Raw genomic sequence first — 17,536 nt, forward strand, 5'->3', positions numbered from 1 at the left:
GGATATAAATCTGGGTATTGGCAATCGGGCGGCCGATAGGAATGGAACGCGTCACATCAACGGGGGAACTCAGCGCATAGGTAGTAGCAAATGTTGTGGTTTCTGTTGGCCCATAGCCATTTATCAGGTGAACGGGTTGAGATTCAGCCGATTGCACCTGTTGTATCTTCCTTGGATCGAGTACATCACCGCCGATAAGCAGATAGCGCAATTGTCCAAACAGGGGCTTGAGGCTATCGAGATATTCGTTGAATAAACCCACAGTCAACCAGAGGGCGGTGACGCGTTCCTTGATCAGCGCATCACAGAAATGTGCCGGATCGAGCAACACCGACTGTGGAATCACATGCAGGCGGGCGCCATTGAGCAAGGCGGACCAAATTTCCCAGGTCGAGGCATCAAAAGCGATATTGGCACAATGGGCGACACAATCATTCGAATCAATATCAGCAAAGCCACTATTAATGATAAGACGAAGAACATTACGATGTTCTATCATCACTCCTTTAGGTTGGCCGGTAGAGCCAGAGGTATAGATCACATAAGCTAAATTCTGTGATGTCAGACCTAATGCGTGTGTATTGGGGTTGTGAGTGGGTTGTGCCGCCCAAAACGGTTCTTGGGTATCAAGCAATACGGTAGGTATCAGGTTGTTTAATCTGCTAACTTGTGCTGTCTGGGCCAGCAGAACCACAGGCTCTGCATCTTCAAGCATATAAACCAGTCGTTCAGTCGGGTAGCTTGGATCAAGTGGCACGTAAGCCCCGCCAGCCTTGAGAATAGCCAGCAAGCCAACCACCGTTTCCAGACTGCGTTCGGCACAGATGGCAACTCGATCGTCTGGACGTACACCCAGTGCAATCAGGTAATGGGCCAACCGATTGGCACGGCGGTTAAGTTCGTCATAGCTCAGGCATTGTTCTGCAAACACGATGGCTATTGCATCGGGATGATGTTTCACCTGGGTTTCGAATAGCTGGTGGATCAAGGCATTTTGTGGAAAATCTGCTTGCGTGGCATTAAAGTCCACCAACAGTTGTTGCCGCTCTGACACGGGTAAAATTGATAGCTCTTGGATTAATCGTCGTGGTTTGTGAGCCAAAGCGTCAACCAATCCACTGATAGCGGTCGCCAGATAAGTAATTATGCGCGTCGGATCAATACTTGCCACCGTTTGTGCGGTCAGGTGGAAACCGACGCCCATATCATCTACCGATAAAGTTATCGGATAGTTAGTCCGTTCCTCAATGGCAACGATACGCATATCTATTTGAGGTATTTCAATGACATTAGCTTCGTCGCCCTCGATAATTTGGCTGTGACGGTAATTGAGTAGCGTACTGAACAGGGGTATTGACTGTGCCACACCGCTACAACGTTGGGCCAGTGCTAATGGTGCTTGCTCGTGTTCCAGCAGTGTCGTTAAATTGTGATAGGTAAGCTGTACCAGCTCCTGCACGCTATGATCGGCCAGGGAAATTCGTATCGGCAAGGTATTGATAAACATCCCCAATATTCGGGAAGCGCCTGCACCTCCCTGTAATCGGCCTGATAATACGGAACCAAAGACCACATCATCGCGGCCGCTGGTTTGTGCCAGCACTTGCGCCCAGGCGACATGAAACAGGACACCTGAACTGACTCCCAGACGGCGAGCTTGAGAACGTATCGCCTCCGCCAGAGCAGGATCGAGCGAGAGATGGGCTTCGACGATCGGTTCATTATCATCCTGCATTGAGAGTACACCGAAGGGGGCTGTCGGTGCGTCGATATCCGCCAGTTGAGAACGGAAATAAGCTTCATGCTCAGTACCCGGCACACTTAAAGTCTGAGCGATAAAGTTGCGGTAGGGTAACGTTGCCGGCAGGGTATCAGCATAACCCCCTTGTATTTGGGCAATTTCGGCAAAAATCAGCTCAAGTGTCATATGGTCACTGACCAGATGATGGAAACGCAGAGAGAGCAACCATTCATCCTGTGCCGGATCATGGGCGATATCAGCAGCGAATAGCGGAGCACGGCTCAAATCGAGGCGATGCCGACGCGGGCTGGTATGCTCCTGTAGCTGGGACAGGACGTTATCTGCCGTGTCAGGAACGAAGGTATTGATATACAACGGTGCCTGGCGCCAGACTACCTGGACTGGCCTTATCAATCCTTGCCAGCAGGCCGCGGTGCGCAGGATATCGTGGCGGTCAATGACTTGTTGGAATGCGGACAGGAAGGTGTCAAGACGCTCGCGAGTTTCAAAAGCAAGCAGGGTTTGTAACAGATAAGTGTCACCTTGTGTTTGGCGCAAGTGATGGAACAGAACCCCGTCTTGTAACGGTGCCAATGGATAAATATCCTGTATATTGCTGGCCCCGCCAGGCGTTGCGGCAACGATGGCATCAATCTCGGTTTGGGACAATGAAACCAGTGGCAGCATATCAGGCGTAATGGCCGTGCAATCGGTAGGGATACGGTTAGGCGGCACCACGAACGTGTCGATATCACTTGTAATTGCCTGTGCCATCTCAGTCAGGACAGGTGCAGAGAACACACTGCGAACATCAAGCTGCCAGCCCAGGCTGTATAGCTGTTCGATCAGGCTGACAATCATCAATGAATGACCGCCAAGCTCAAAGAAATGGTCATGACGGCCGACTTGTTCCAATCCCAAGAGATCTTGCCAGATCTGCGCCAGAGCGATTTCTACCTCGCCATGTGGCGCTTCATAACCACGTGCGATCACTGAAAACGCATCAGGGGCGGGAAGGGCTTGACGGTCAAGTTTACCATTGGCAGTCAGCGGGAAAGTGTCAAGTATCACAAAGGCACTGGGTAGCATGTATTCAGCGAGGTATTGCGCAAGTTGTTGGCGCAGTTGTGCGGGAAGTAGCTCAACGCCGTTCTGAGGTCGCAAATAGGCGACGAGTCGTTTTTGTCCCCCCGTGTTTATCTCTTCGGCATTTCCATAAACAGTATCAGTATCTTCACGGGCAATCACTACTGCTTCTTGTACACCATAGCACCGCATCAATTGGGCTTCGATTTCGCCCAGTTCAATGCGGAAGCCACGTAGTTTAACCTGAAAATCATTGCGGCCGAGGTATTCGATATTGCCATCGGGCAACCAACGGCCGAGGTCGCCGGTTTTGTACATGCGGGCGTCGGGATCTGAGGAGAACGGATCAGTGAGAAAACGTTCTGCGGTCAGTTCAGGGCGATTCAGGTAACCACGGGCAACCCCAGCGCCGGCAATATGTATTTCCCCAATAACACCAAGTGGTACAGGCTGGGTATGTGCATCCAAAATATAAATCTGGGTATTGGCAATCGGGCGACCGATATGGTTGGCAAAGCCGGTTGCCCGATTCATCCGCGTCCAGGTCGAATACGTCGTGGTTTCAGAAGGACCATACAGGTTGCACACATTCTGTACGGCAGAGTGAGAAAATAAATGTTCAACAATGTGTGACTTTACTTTTTCTCCCGCTAAATTGACCGTCCGAATATCCATGGGTAGCGCATTGGTTTCCACCAGCTGAGCGATAGCCGATGGCACGGTGTTGATAAGGCTGAGTGATGGTTTTGGATTGGCTGAACTTGTATTGACCAGTGACAGTATGTCAGTAACAAGGTGAACCGTACCACCAAGGAGCAGAGGGGCAAAACATTCGTATACCGACAAATCAAAATTCAGGGAAGTAGCAAAAAGGGTGTGTGCCAACTCCTCCTGACTAAACGTCTGTTGTACCCAGGTCAGGAAATTCACAGTATTGCGGTGTTCGATTGCCACGCCTTTAGGCAAACCTGTAGAGCCTGACGTGTAGATCACATAGGCCAGATGGCGTGAGGTGAGTCCCAGTGCTTGTGCGTCGGGATTATAAACTGGCAGAAAAGGTTCTTGGCTGCTGAGGACGTTATCGAGTAAAACGGTGGGGATCGTACCAGGTAGCCTGTCAGTAAGTTTTGTTTGGGTCAGTATTACTCGCGGCGCTGAGTCTGCAAGCATATACATCAGCCGTTCGGTTGGATAGGCCGGATCAAACGGCACATAGGCCCCACCCGCCTTAAGAATACCCAGTAAACCCACCATCATGTTCAGGTCGCGTTCAACACAAATTGCTACCCGATCATCCGGACGTACCCCTAAAGCTATAAGATGATGAGCCAGTCGATTAGCTTGGCGGTTCAATTCATCATAACTGAGTGTCTGAGCTTCACACACTATCGCTGTAGCCGTGGGGCTGTTGATCACCTGCGCTTCAAACAGTTGGTGGATCAGGGCGTCTTGCGGGAAGTCTGCTTGAGTGGTGTTAAAATTTATCAACAGTTGTTGTCGCTCTAAAGCTGACAATATCGGCAAAGTCGCAATGGCTTGGGTTGCGTCGGCTGCCATTGCTGCCAGTGCTCGTTGCAGATAGCCGACCATACGTTCAACAGTTTCGGCATCGAACAGATCAGAGGCATATTCCAGTCCGCCAACTAAACCAGAGTCGGTTTCAGTTAACAACAACATTAAATCGAAATGGGCGCTATGGGTCGCCAGCTCAACTCGGGAGATCTGCAAACTGGACAGTGTTTGGCCTTGAGCCGGCGTATTATCTAAAGCCAGCATGATCTGAAAGATTGGGCTATGGCTCAGGTTACGTTCAGGTTGTAATATTTCCACCACCTGCTCGAAGGGCAGATCCTGATGAGCATAGGCGGTTAGCGCTCGCTCCCGAACCTGTGCAATCAGATCAGCCACACTGAGATCGTCATTGAATGTAACGCGTAAGGCCAGTGTATTGACGAAGAAACCAACCAACTCCTCAAGCTCACGGTGCGGGCGATTGGCGACAGGGGTGCCGATAACAATATCATCCTGACCACTAAGCCTGTTGAGTACAATACTCCAGCCAGCCAGCAGGACCATAAACAAGGTACTGTTATGGCGTTGTCCGAGTTCCTTAAGTGAATTTAATACTGAGGCATCAAGGTGGAAAGGCACTTGTCTGCCGACATAAGTTTGTACTGCTGGGCGTGGCCGATCAGTGGGGAGTGATAATAACGCGGGCGCATTTTCAAGTTGCCGGAGCCAGAAGTTTCGCTGTGCAGTAAAACTTTCTCCTTGCAACCATTCACGCTGCCAGACGGCATAATCGGCGTACTGAATGGGAAGTTGCGGCAAAGGATCATTCTGGTCATTAAGGACAGCATGATAGAAAACACCCAGTTCGCGTATCAGCACCCCAATGGACCAGCCGTCAGCGATAATGTGGTGCAGGGTGAGCAGTAACACATGTTCCTTATCCGCCAGTTGCAGCAGTTGACCACGGATCAGGGGGCCTTGAGCAAAATCGAAAGGCGTTTGGGCTTCAAGGGTCGCGAGTTCAGTTACCCGCTCGATATGCAGAGCGGGATCGAGTTGACGCAAGTCCTGACAGGACAGGGCGAAACCAATATCCGCCGGGGCGATTTGTTGGCTAGGTTGCCCTGCAACCAGCACGAAACGTGTCCGCAGACTTTCATGCCGAGCCATCAGACGATCAAGTGCGGTGGTCAGGGCATGATGATTAAGTTGCCCCGTCAGGCGTAGTGCTACAGGAATATAATAGGCTTGACTTGCCGCCGGATCGAGCTGACCGAGGAACCATAACCGTTGTTGAGCAAAGGATAAGGGCAAGGGCTGGCTGCGATCAGCCAGTGGGATCACGGTTTGTGTGAGCGTGGCCGTTTCCGTTAGCGTCTGGGCCTGCGCCAGCAGGACGGGTTGAGCAAACAGGGTTTGTAACGGTAATTCCCGCGCCAGTCGCTGACGGATACGGGCGACAAGCTGGACGGCAAGCAGAGAATGCCCGCCCAGCTCAAAGAAATGATCATGGCGGCCAACCCGTTCCAGCCCCAGCAAGTCCTGCCAGATTTTAGCCAGTGCAGTTTCTATGTCACCGACTGGCGCTTCATAGCGGCGCGTTGCCACGGCCGACGCATCCGGTGCAGGCAGGGCCTGACGGTTAAGTTTGCCATTGGGTGTGAGTGGGAAAGTTTCCAGTATCACAAAAGCACTGGGTAACATATAGTCGGCCAGGTGTCGGGCGAGTTGCTGACGCAGTTCAGCCGGCTTCAGTTTAGCGCCCGCCAGCGGCCGCAGATAGGCCACCAGCCGTTTCTCGCCAGGCTCATCTTCGCGGGCAATCACCACGGCTTCGCGCACCCCGTGACACTGCATCAGCTGTGTTTCGATTTCCCCCAGTTCAATACGGAACCCCCGCAGTTTGACCTGAAAATCATTGCGGCCGAGGTATTCGATATTGCCATCAGGCCGCCAGCGGCCGAGGTCGCCGGTTTTGTACATGCGGTCATTGGGATTTGGGGAAAACGGGTCAACAAGGAAACGTTCAGCGGTCAGTTCCGGCCGGTTTCGATACCCACGGGCCACCCCAGCGCCGGCGATATAGATTTCTCCGGTCACGCCCAAAGGTACGGGCTGGCCGCTGCCATCAAGGATATAAATACGGTTGTTGGCAATCGGGCGACCGATGGGGGGCAGTGTTGGCCATGGTGCCATTGCCTTATCCAATGAATATGCCGTGACAACGTGGCTTTCTGTCGGGCCATAGTGATTATGTAACCGGCAATCAGCCCGTTGCAGGAAACGCGCAATGGCCGGTGTAATACGCAATTGCTCGCCGGCGGTGATGATATGTGCCAGACAGGAAAAATCCTCTTCACTGTCACTGGCGGCTTCAGCCAGATGCTGGAGCGCAATATAGGGCAGAAAAACGCGGCCAATCTGTTGTTGCTGAATCAGCCGGAGAAGCTGTTGCGGCGCCCGCCGTTGGGTTTCATTAACCAGAACCAGACAGCCGCCTTCACTCAGGGTGGTAAAGATTTCTTGAAAAGCGACATCAAATCCCAGCGCGGCAAATTGCAGGGTTTTGCCCGTGCCGGCGGGATGTGAGTGCCATTGCAGTAAGTTTGACAAAGCGGCCAGCGGCATTTCTACGCCCTTGGGTAATCCGGTGGAGCCAGACGTGTAGATAACATAGGCCAGATGGTGGGGTGTCAGCCCCATATTCTGCGTGTCAGGATTGTTAGTTGGTTGTTCTGCGAGAGACATTGCCGGCGCATCAAGCAGCAGGGTGAGATAACCGGTGTCTGTACTGTTCAGGGTGTTAGCTAACGTGCTCTGGGTCAGCAGGACCACAGGCGCCGCATCGTTGAGCATATAGGTTAGCCGTTCAGTCGGGTAGGCCGGATCGAGCGGGACATAGGCGCCGCCAGCTTTAAGAATAGCCAGTAAGCCGACCACCATATCCAGACTGCGCTCGACACAAATCGCCACGCGCTTGTCTGGACGGACGCCTCGCGCAATCAAATAGTGGGCTAGCTGATTAGCGCGCCGGTTCAGTTCGCCATAACTCATCGTTTGTTCTTCAAATACCACGGCAGGCGCATTGGGTTGTTGCGCGGCCAGTGCTTCAAATGGGGAATGGATTAAGGTCTCTGGCGGGAAATCCATCTGTGTGGCATTGAAATCTGCCAGCAATTGTTGCTCTTCTGGCGGTAATAGAGGTAAGCGTCGGATCGGGGTTTGCGGGGACGTCAGGGCGGCTTCAATTAACACCATAAGACGGGAGTGAAGTGCTGTCACTTCAGCACGACTCAGATAATTGGGGGAAAAATTAAACTCAAGTGTGACCGGTTTCTGGGCATCTGCACTGTTAGCAAATGCATATTGGTGCACAGCGATAACAAGCGGGAACGGTGCACCACGTTGTATTTGGCAGTATTTGAGTGTGGCGTCGGGTATATCGGCATTCACATCTATCCACTCAAATGACAGCATGATATCGAATAACTGGGTACGTCCGGTCTGCTGTTGGATTTGTATAAGCCGATTGATTTCTGCGACTGGCAAACGCTGACGTTTGTAGCAACGACGCAATTCCGTTGCAGTTTTGTCCATCACATCAAGAAAAGTATCATGGGGCGAAACCGTGATACCGACAGGGATCACCGACGAAAACATTCCTACCGTGCGTTTTTGTTTGTTGTTCTTACGGTTATGTACGGGAATACCAATAACAATATCTTCATCTTCGGGATGGTTTGTCAGCGAGTAAGCCGTGCGTGAAAAATAGCAGGCCAGCGCGGCATACATAAAATGCAGGACAGATAATCCGTGTGCAGCGACAGTTTCTTCGATTCGCTGGAAGAGCGTTTTATCCAGTGGACAAATTAGCGGTTCGGCATGTTCGTTATCTGTTGTTTTCTCTAAATTTGAAGGTTGAATTAAAGCAGGCGGTAAGTTTTTATAATGCTCTGACCAGAATTGCTGGTCTTGTCGATAGCGCGGTGAGTTTAAATAGGCATGATCCTCATTAATAAAGTCAAGATAAGAGGGCGCCGTTTCAGTAAATTCTTCTTCCCTGCTTAACCTGGTATACGTGTTGGCTATTTCTTCGGGAATAAGCCCTAACGTGTTCCCATCCCCGATGAGATGATGACAGCAGAAATGCCAGTACCAGCGATGATCACTCACCCGTAACAGGGCAAAACGCCAGAGTTCACTGTTTAAATCGAACGGCCGCATGAAGGCAGTACGGATATATTGTTTAGCCTGCTCTTCGGCGTTGTCATGATCTGAGAAATCGTGGATTGTCACGGATACAGGCAAGGTATCGGTGAGCACTTGCAGCGGTAATTCCTGCGTTTTAATGAGTCGTAAACGCAATGCATCATGACGATAAACAACGGTTTCAACAGCGCGTACTAACAGCGCGTCATCCAACTTTCCTTCAACCAGAATCACTGAACCTAAGTTATAGCAGGTGCTATGAGGACGGAAGAATTGGTCGAGCCAGACAACTTGCTGGGGAGAACTGAGTGGGAATTTGTAAGAGGGAGATGCAGAAGCATTCTCTAATGAAAGTTGGTTCTCGTTGTTAATATTATTGCATGACATAGGCATTGCTTAACTCCTGCTCGCAAGACTGGTTAGCTTGGTTGATGAATTAAAAATGATTTGTGTGGCATTACTCCACACTGGAGATGAAGAACTAACTCTTTATGAGCAGGTACTTTATTTTTTAAATTTCAGTTATAAAAGGGACTTAGACCATCTATTTTTGATAGTGGTTTTTAAAAATTCTGATGGTGTACTTGTGTGGAGCGTTTTTGGGCGGGGCTTAACAGAACACTCATGGCGCTCTGGGAAGCTATCACATACTGGCTCTTAAGAATTAAGTTCTTAAAAACCGCTATATAATGTTTTGTTCTTACATAATCTATGGCGGGCATTTCTGACATATACCAATCGTCTTTCAAGATGCGTCTTACTATCTCCGCGTAGCGGGGAGATATAAACAATCACAAGCTGCAACTTGAAGTTGGATTGGCATAAATATCTCTTCGTTAGAAGGAGGATTAACTGGCACGGGAACACTGTGGGAGCAGGAGATTTTAGCAGTTCAGGAAATTAGGATTAAGCTTTCAACGGATAGAACGCTTAAGTTTTATTGATAATGAAGTCAAAGAGGGATGTTTCAGAAACCGGCTCGGCTTTATCCATACCGGCAACTGAAAATATTCTGACATCCCGTCACTCTGCTAACTCAAGCCAGAGGCCGTCTTCGTTGTCGCAGAGGAAGGGATTCAGGGAAGATTTTACGCTGTAGGCACAACGTTTACTGCTGCTGGGCCTTTAGCACCGTTCTCGATGGAGAACTCGACCTTCTGGCCTTCGAACAGAGTGCGGTAGTCGTTACTTTGAATAGCGGAGAAGTGTACGAAGACGTCTTTGCTGCCATCGGCAGGGGAGATAAAACCAAAACCTTTATCCGCATTAAACCATTTTACTAAACCAGTCATTTTATTAGACATGTGATATTTCCTTTGATTGAGCCTTGTTAGGTGAATATGGCTTGTTTTACAGAAACTACTTAGCGCTTAATGGAGAAACTCAAAAAGAAGGGGATATCTGGGATAACGCCTGAGGATGAGAACTGCTTTAATAAACTGCTTTGTATGAGGTCTGTCTTTCAAACCGACCTGACTATTAACGCATGATCCCGAATATTAAGCAAGTTATATTTTTGCTACTTGGTCACTAAAATTGCGGGGAAGTGGGATACGATACTGTTGAAAATCACCGCCTGTAGGCGGTGATTAGAGCTTATAACAATTCAAATGCTCGCTTAATTATCTCATCGGAATAAGGCTGTTGGCCGTTTTCCATTTGAATGATAGCCTTAACCAGTCGGCTCATTGTGGCGACGTTTTCTACATCTACCACCGCACTGCTGGCTATGCCAACTGATTTACATACATAAGCGATATAACTCTCAGTATTATTTTCATTCGGTGGCGCCCAGCGGGAAATAAACTGGCGAATAGTATTGTCCCCGTACCTGCGTTCGTAGTTACGCAGAATTTTTAGCATTGCCCGTATGCCATATTCTGGCGCCACAAATTGGCAAAATGATTTGTCTGTCTGAATATCACGCAAACCTTGCCATTTGTCTCCATGACGGATGTTGCCGGGGTTATGGTTACGAATCCCTCTTGTCATTGTGATCTCCTAAACGTTTATTGATGGCACGAATGGCAAACTCTCGTATTTTCTCTACGCCAATAAAACCAACGGCACCGCCGAGGGCTGGTGAAATACTGTTTGGAATACCAAATAGTTCCAGTCCACTGGAAAATCCCCACGACAGCGCTCCACACAGGAGCGGTTCGACCCAGCGATTTTTCCGCTCCACACCGTCATAAATAAGCCGGCCGTAACAGATCATGACGGCCAAAATAGAACCAGAAATTTGCGGCCAAGCGTTTCTTAGACCGTTTAACAAATCGGCCCATAAATCAGGATGTTCTTTCATTATTGTTCCCATAATTTAGTGATGGGCACCATTAGCCCTGCTTAATGATGTCCCGTACCTTTCCATAGTAACGTTGGTAAAGAAAATCCACATGGTTACGCTATTGTGCTCTGGCTCTTACTAAACCCATAAACGCCAAATCTTAGAGATATACCCATCTCACTTTAAGATGCACATTGTTTCTCCCCGCGAAGCGGGGAGAAACAATGAGTTATGTTGTCTTATAATGAGCAACTTGAGAGGTAATGCGTATAAACAAAAAACAAAGAAATTGCACAAATGCAAATAGACACTATATTAAGTAATGTGATTTTTAATAACAAAACTATATATTAACAAATAATTAACTTGTAAAATTATATTGTTGGTAGTTTTTCCTGTGGCTTATTTAGCATCGTTAAATTTTCCTGATCGTATCAATTATTCGATGGTCATTGCCAAGTAACTCTGAATTTATCCTGTCAGTTCAAGTAGAGATAGAGTAAGGAATAATGTCATGAAAGTATTGATAGCAGAAAATGAAGTGGGTACACGATATCATAGTCACTATGTGGAAAATGCTGTGCACAGATTGGCTGATAAATTAATTGAAAAAGACATTGATGTTGTTATTGCTGAATCCTTTGATGATAGCTATACAATAATTGCAGCCAATGAACCGTTCGATTGTTTAATGATAAGTTGTGCGCTCATAGATGATGATTTATATCTGCAAATACAGAAACTACTCAATAAATTATTTGAGCGACAGGAAAATGTTCCGGTCTTTTTGTTGAGTGATCGGGAAAAAGCGGTATTTTTGCTAAATCATGAATTACTGGAACAGTTAACTGAATTTGCCTGGATATTGGAAGATTCTGCGGATTTTATTGCGGGCCGTGCCATTGCCGCCATGCAGCGTTATCGCCAACAATTATTTCCTCCTTTAATGTCAGCGTTAATGAAATATAGCCAAACTTATGAATATTCCTGGGCGGCACCTGGACATCAAGGGGGAGTCGGCTTTAATAAAACACCGGTTGGCCGCTTTTATCATGACTATTATGGGGAAAATCTTTTCCGTACCGATATGGGAATTGAACGCGCCTCGTTGGGTTCGTTATTAGATCATTCTGGTGCATTTGGTGAAAGTGAAAGAAATGCGGCCAGAGTATTTGGCGCAGAACATTCTTATTCTGTCGTGGTGGGAACGTCAGGCTCTAACCGCACGATTATGCAGGCTTGTATGACTGAAGATGATGTGGTCATCATCGATCGGAATTGCCATAAATCCATTGAGCAGGGGCTGATACTGACCGGCGCTAAACCGGTTTATATGCTGCCGAGCCGTAACCGCTATGGCATCATCGGGCCTATTTATCCACAAGAAATGCAGGCCAAAACATTACAGAAAAAACTGAAACAAAATCCACTGACTCAGGATATAGCGAGTCAGAAACCCGTTTATAGCGTAGTGACAAACTGTACTTATGATGGTGTCTGTTATAACGCCAAACATGTACAGGCGTTATTGGATAAAAGCGTCGATAGAATCCATTTTGATGAAGCATGGTATGGTTATGCGCGGTTTAACCCGATTTATCATGATCATTTTGCCATGCGCGGCGATCCGAAAGACCACTCAGGGCCGACAGTCTTTGCTACCCATTCATCTCATAAGTTGTTGAATGCGCTCTCCCAGGCTTCTTTTATCCATGTACGGGACGGACGCAATCCGGTGGATTTTTCAAGGTTTAATCAAGCTTACATGATGCATGCAACCACCTCTCCTCTGTATGCGATTTGCGCTTCAAACGACATTGCGGTTGCAATGATGGATGGCAATAGCGGTTACTCATTGACTCAGGAAGTCATTGAGGAAGCCGTTGATTTTCGTCAGGCATTAGCGCGTTTAAATCGAGATTTCAATAAGAAGGGGGACTGGTTCTTTAAGCCCTGGAATCAGGAAAAAGTGACCGATCCTGCCACCGGGAAGAAAATGGCTTTTGAGGATGCGCCCAAGGAATTACTGGCGAAAGAACAAAGTTGCTGGGCCATGCGTCCGGGGGACAGTTGGCACGGATTTGAAGATTTACCGGATAACTGGAGTATGCTTGATCCGATTAAAGTCAGCATATTGGCCCCAGGCATGGGAGAAAACGGTAAGTTGAAAAAACAGGGCGTGCCAGCCGCATTAGTCACCGCATGGTTAAGCCAGCACGGTATCGTACCGACCCGTACTACGGATTTCCAAATTATGTTCCTGTTTTCAATGGGGATCACCAAAGGAAAATGGGGGACATTGCTTAACACCTTGTTGTCTTTCAAACACCACTATGATGCCAATACACCCTTGAATAAGGTTTTGCCAGATTTGGTAGATCAGTACCCAGAAGTGTATGAGCAATTAGGATTGAAAGAGTTAGGCGATAAAATGTTCGATTATTTGCGGCAGAATAATCCGGGTGAAAAACTAAATCGGGCATATGCTGGTCTGCCTAAAATGGAAATGACGCCGCGAGCTGCTTACCAGGCCATCGTGACCAATAATGTGGAAATGGTGGCATTGGATGATTTACCCCATCGCATTGCGGCGAACTCTATCATCCCATATCCACCGGGTATTCCCATGCTGCTTTCAGGCGAAAACTTTGGTGATAAAACCAGTCCCCAAATTGGATATTTACACGCATTACAAAAGTGGGATCACGAATTTCCGGGTTTTGAGCATGAAACGGAAGGCACAGAGATTATCAACGGCATTTATCACGTCATGTGTATAAAAAAGTGAAAACGGGAAGATAAATTATGGCTATTGTTTCAGAGGCAAATGTTTCAGAGGCAAAAAAAGTCGGATTGATCCCCGTTACTCTGATGGTTGCGGGTAACATCATGGGATCGGGCGTTTTTCTTTTGCCTGCCAGCCTGGCATCAACAGGCGGTATTGCGATCCTTGGTTGGCTGGTGACTATCATTGGTGCTGTGGGGTTATCAATCGTCTATGCGAAAGTCTCCTCACTGGATGATAGTCCGGGGGGATCTTATGCTTATGCACGACGGGCTTTTGGTCCTTTTTTAGGCTATCAGACCAATATTTTATATTGGCTGGCATGTTGGATCGGCAATATCGCTATGGTTGTGATTGGCGTTGGTTACCTGAGCTATTTTTTCCCCATCCTGAAAGATCCCATTATTTTAACCATCACTTGTACAGTCATACTGTGGATATTTGTCATTTTGAACATTATCGGGCCGCATGTTATTACCCGAGTGCAAGCGGTAGCGACAACCTTAGCATTGATTCCGATTGTAGCAACCGCCGTATTGGGTTGGTTCTGGTTCAACGGTAAGACCTATATGGATGCGTGGAACGTCAGTGGCTTGAATACCTTTGGCGCGATTCAGAGTATCTTAAACGTTACATTATGGTCTTTTATTGGCGTTGAGAGTGCTTCTGTTGCGGCTGGTGTGGTTAAAAATCCCAAGCGTAACGTGCCGATCGCGACTATCGGTGGTGTGCTGATTGCGGCTGTCTGTTATGTGCTGTCCAGCAGCGTGATTATGGGCATGATCCCTAACGCGGCATTGAAAATCTCATCTTCACCTTTTGGTGATGCTGCCCGATTGGCATTGGGAGATACCGCGGGAGCTGTAGTTGCCTTTTGTGCAGCGGCAGGCTGTTTGGGATCATTGGGTGGCTGGACATTGCTTGCAGGGCAAACAGCCAAAGCTGCCGCAGATGATGGGTTATTTCCTTCAATCTTTGCCAAAGTGAACAAAGCAGGAACGCCAGTTGCGGGTTTATTGATATTGGGTGTTTTAATGACGATTTTCCAGCTCAGCAGTATTTCGCCAAATGCAGCGAGAGAATTTGGGTTGGTTTCTTCCGTCTCCGTGATTTTTACCTTGATCCCTTACCTGTATACTTGTGCAGCTTTGCTGTTAATTGGTCATGGTCATCTTGGGCAAGAAAAAACGCGATATATCATTATTACGTTTATTGCCTTTATTTATTGCATCTGGGCAGTTTTGGGAACCGGAGCAAAAGAAGTGGTATGGACGCTAGTTGTCATGATGGTCATAACAGCAATGTATACCTTTAACTACAACACGAAACATCCTGTTCCTTTTCCGTTAGATAAAAAAGATTAACTTCGATTTTGGGTGTCACATATTTTGGTGCTGTTATTTCAGCACCTTTTTTTATGCTGATTTTCTTAACCAATAAGGTTTGTGAGATAAATCATCATTGGATGTAACAAGCCATTCTCTAATGATCCAAAAATCAAGAATAATAGAAAAACAAACAGATGTTGGTTTAATTTTGTGTTTTATGGATCTGATTGTTTTTACAGTTATTATCACAATATAAAACATTATAAGTTCGACTAATTGGCATAAAATATTTTCTTTTGATAAACTTTTACTATTAATATAGTGATTTTTGTCACACTTATCGTGAGTAAACGCTTTTTCATTCGGCTTACGATCACTTTCTCACAATGACAATAAACTGCATAAATAAACTTTACTGTCACGCAGTGATGAAATACAAAGCTGTCATGTTCAAACATGAGTAAGGACATGATATGGCAAATCGAGAAAAACAGATATTGCAGATTATTAGGCGAGATCCTTTTATTCAGCAGCAGGAAATTGCCGACATTCTTGGAATTAGCCGTTCATGTGTCGCGGGGCATATTATGAATCTGACTAAAAAAGGGAATGTTAAAGGAAAGGGTTATATTCTTTCAGAAAATAGTTATGCTGTAACGGTCGGTGCCGCTAACATGGATGTTACCAGTTACGTATTTTCTAAATTAATCTATGAAGATTCTAACCCAGGTAAAAATAAATCTACGGCAGGTGGAGTAGGGCGAAATATTGCGCATAACATTGCTTTGTTGGGTAAAGAAAGTTATCTGATTTCTGTTATTGGCGATGATATTTATGGAAAAACACTATTTGAACAAACAAAATTATCGGGTGTTTATACAGATTATCTTCATCAATTATCAGGTAAAAGTACATCGACTTACCATTCATTGATTGATGAGCGAGGTGAAATGCGAATTGCTGTTAATGATATGGATATACTGGAACAACTTACTCCTGCTTTATTATCTCAATCTCAGTCTTTAATTCAAAACGCGGGTGTATTGATCATTGACTGTAATTTAACGGAAGATGCATTAGAGTGGTTATTCAATCATGCAGGAAATATTCCGATTTTTGTGGATACTGTATCGACATTTAAAGCAAACAAAATCCGTCATTGGTTATCCTACATCCATACCTTAAAACCCAATCGACTCGAAGCTGAAATATTAAGTGGAATAAAAATGACGACCTTGGCAGATGCTACTGATGTGGCAGCTTGGTTTCATCAGCAAGGTGTTCAGCGACTCGCTTTGAGCCTGGGAACAGAAGGAGTGTATTACAGTGAAATGGGCGGAGCGGCAGGGCGTTCGCCAGCCATCCCAACCAATATTGTCAATGCCAATGGGGCGGGTGATGCAATGATGGCTGGCCTGGCATATTGTTGGTTGGAAGGGATGGCATTAGAAGAAAGCATCCGTTTTTCACAAGGCTGTTCTGCGCTAACTTTATCTTCAGAATTAACTAATTACCCAAATCTATCCTGTAGTAGAGTGAAAAAACTGTTGGAATTAACATCATGAATAAGAATATTGCGTTAAATGAGTATTTAGATATTTCTCCAGAGGTGGAGCACGCATTGGCAACTAATTGTCCTGTCGTTGCGTTGGAATCGACAATTATTTCTCACGGTATGCCTTATCCGCGAAACAGAGAAACCGCTTTAAAGGTTGAACAGTGTATTCGGGAAAATGGTGCAGTTCCGGCAACTATCGCGATTATTGAGGGAAGAATAAAAGTTGGGTTATCCCATGATGAAATTGAATTCTTGGCGAAAGAAAGGCATCTGGTTAGCAAAGTTAGCCGTCGTGATTTACCTTTTGTTATTGCGGCGGGCAAACATGGTGCAACGACGGTGGCTTCAACTATGATTATTGCACAAATGGCAGGTATTGCTGTGTTTGCGACAGGAGGTATTGGTGGTGTTCATCGCGGTGCTGAACGTTCCTTTGATATTTCGGCTGATTTACAAGAATTGGCTATGACCAATGTTGCCGTTGTGTGTGCTGGTGCTAAATCCATTCTTGATTTAGGGTTAACGGTGGAATATCTGGAAACTCATGGCGTGCCTCTGGTGGGTTACCAGACAGAAAAACTACCTGCATTCTTCTGCCGTAGCAGTCAATTTCCTGTCAGTGTAAGGCTTGATGATCCTCAACAAATAGCCCAGGCCATGAAAGTAAAATGGCACTCAGGGCTGAAAGGTGGAATTGTGATCGCCAACCCGATTCCTGAGCCATTTGCTATGTCGGAAGAACGGATCAATCGCGCGATTGAACAGGCGGTTCATGAAGCAGAAAATCAGGGTATTGTGGGTAAAGAAAGTACACCTTTCCTGCTGGCGAGAGTCACAGAAATAACTGGCGGAGAAAGTTTACAGGCAAATATTGAATTGGTTTTCAATAATGCTAAATTAGCAGCTGAAATTGCACTTGCTTATCAAGAGATAAATAAAACACAATAAATTCCGTCCAAATTTTTATCCAAAATCATAATAAAATATACGCATTAAACTTCAAGTTGCAATTTATAACACTTGATGTCTC

8 protein-coding genes (1 of these 8 only partly in view) are annotated in these 17,536 nt (G+C 46.6%); 4 read left to right on the forward strand and 4 right to left on the reverse strand.

The features are described from left to right. From WDV75_RS08850 to WDV75_RS08865, 4 genes are all read right to left on the reverse strand, one after another. Positions 1 to 8,935 carry the 5' end (the start) of a non-ribosomal peptide synthase/polyketide synthase gene (locus tag WDV75_RS08850; protein ID WP_422399068.1) on the reverse strand. 13,826 nt of this gene lie to the left of the window's left edge, so 8,935 of the gene's 22,761 nt are visible here — the first part of the coding sequence; it begins with the start codon at positions 8,933 to 8,935; its stop codon lies beyond the left edge, outside the window. Positions 8,936 to 9,636: 701 nt separating this feature from the next. Further along, entirely contained in the window at positions 9,637 to 9,852 is a 216-nt protein-coding gene (cspE, locus tag WDV75_RS08855; protein WP_189761048.1) for a transcription antiterminator/RNA stability regulator CspE, read from the reverse strand. A gap of 292 nt (positions 9,853 to 10,144) precedes the next feature. Continuing rightward, positions 10,145 to 10,540 carry a structural protein gene (locus tag WDV75_RS08860; protein ID WP_273571850.1) on the reverse strand — a complete coding sequence of 132 codons (396 nt, stop codon included), beginning with the start codon at positions 10,538 to 10,540 and terminating at the stop codon, positions 10,145 to 10,147. Next, positions 10,521 to 10,853: a phage holin, lambda family gene (locus WDV75_RS08865; protein ID WP_273571851.1), complete on the reverse strand. Its 333-nt coding sequence runs from the start codon at positions 10,851 to 10,853 to the stop codon at positions 10,521 to 10,523. Before WDV75_RS08865 ends, WDV75_RS08860 begins: the two co-directional genes overlap by 20 nt. 496 nt (positions 10,854 to 11,349) lie before the next feature. Here WDV75_RS08865 and adiA point away from each other — a divergent pair, with 496 nt between their 5' ends. From adiA to WDV75_RS08885, 4 genes are all read left to right on the forward strand, one after another. After that, positions 11,350 to 13,623 (forward strand): arginine decarboxylase, encoded by a 2,274-nt coding sequence (gene adiA / locus WDV75_RS08870; RefSeq protein ID WP_273571852.1) that lies wholly within the window; start codon positions 11,350 to 11,352, stop codon positions 13,621 to 13,623. Between the two features lie 17 nt (positions 13,624 to 13,640). Next, positions 13,641 to 14,984 (forward strand): arginine/agmatine antiporter, encoded by a 1,344-nt coding sequence (gene adiC, locus WDV75_RS08875; RefSeq protein ID WP_273571853.1) that lies wholly within the window; start codon positions 13,641 to 13,643, stop codon positions 14,982 to 14,984. A 437-nt stretch (positions 14,985 to 15,421) separates the two neighbouring features. Then, the gene (locus WDV75_RS08880) at positions 15,422 to 16,513 is read left to right on the forward strand and encodes a PfkB family carbohydrate kinase (RefSeq protein ID WP_273571854.1); all 1,092 of its coding nucleotides are present in this window, start codon (positions 15,422 to 15,424) and stop codon (positions 16,511 to 16,513) included. Beyond that, positions 16,510 to 17,454, forward strand: coding sequence for a pseudouridine-5'-phosphate glycosidase (locus WDV75_RS08885; protein WP_273571855.1), 945 nt, complete (start codon positions 16,510 to 16,512; stop codon positions 17,452 to 17,454). The genes WDV75_RS08880 and WDV75_RS08885 overlap by 4 nt, the downstream gene beginning before the upstream one ends. Positions 17,455 to 17,536 lie beyond the last annotated feature (82 nt).

It is taken from the genome of Xenorhabdus griffiniae (genome assembly GCF_037265215.1).
Classification (GTDB): domain Bacteria; phylum Pseudomonadota; class Gammaproteobacteria; order Enterobacterales; family Enterobacteriaceae; genus Xenorhabdus; species Xenorhabdus griffiniae.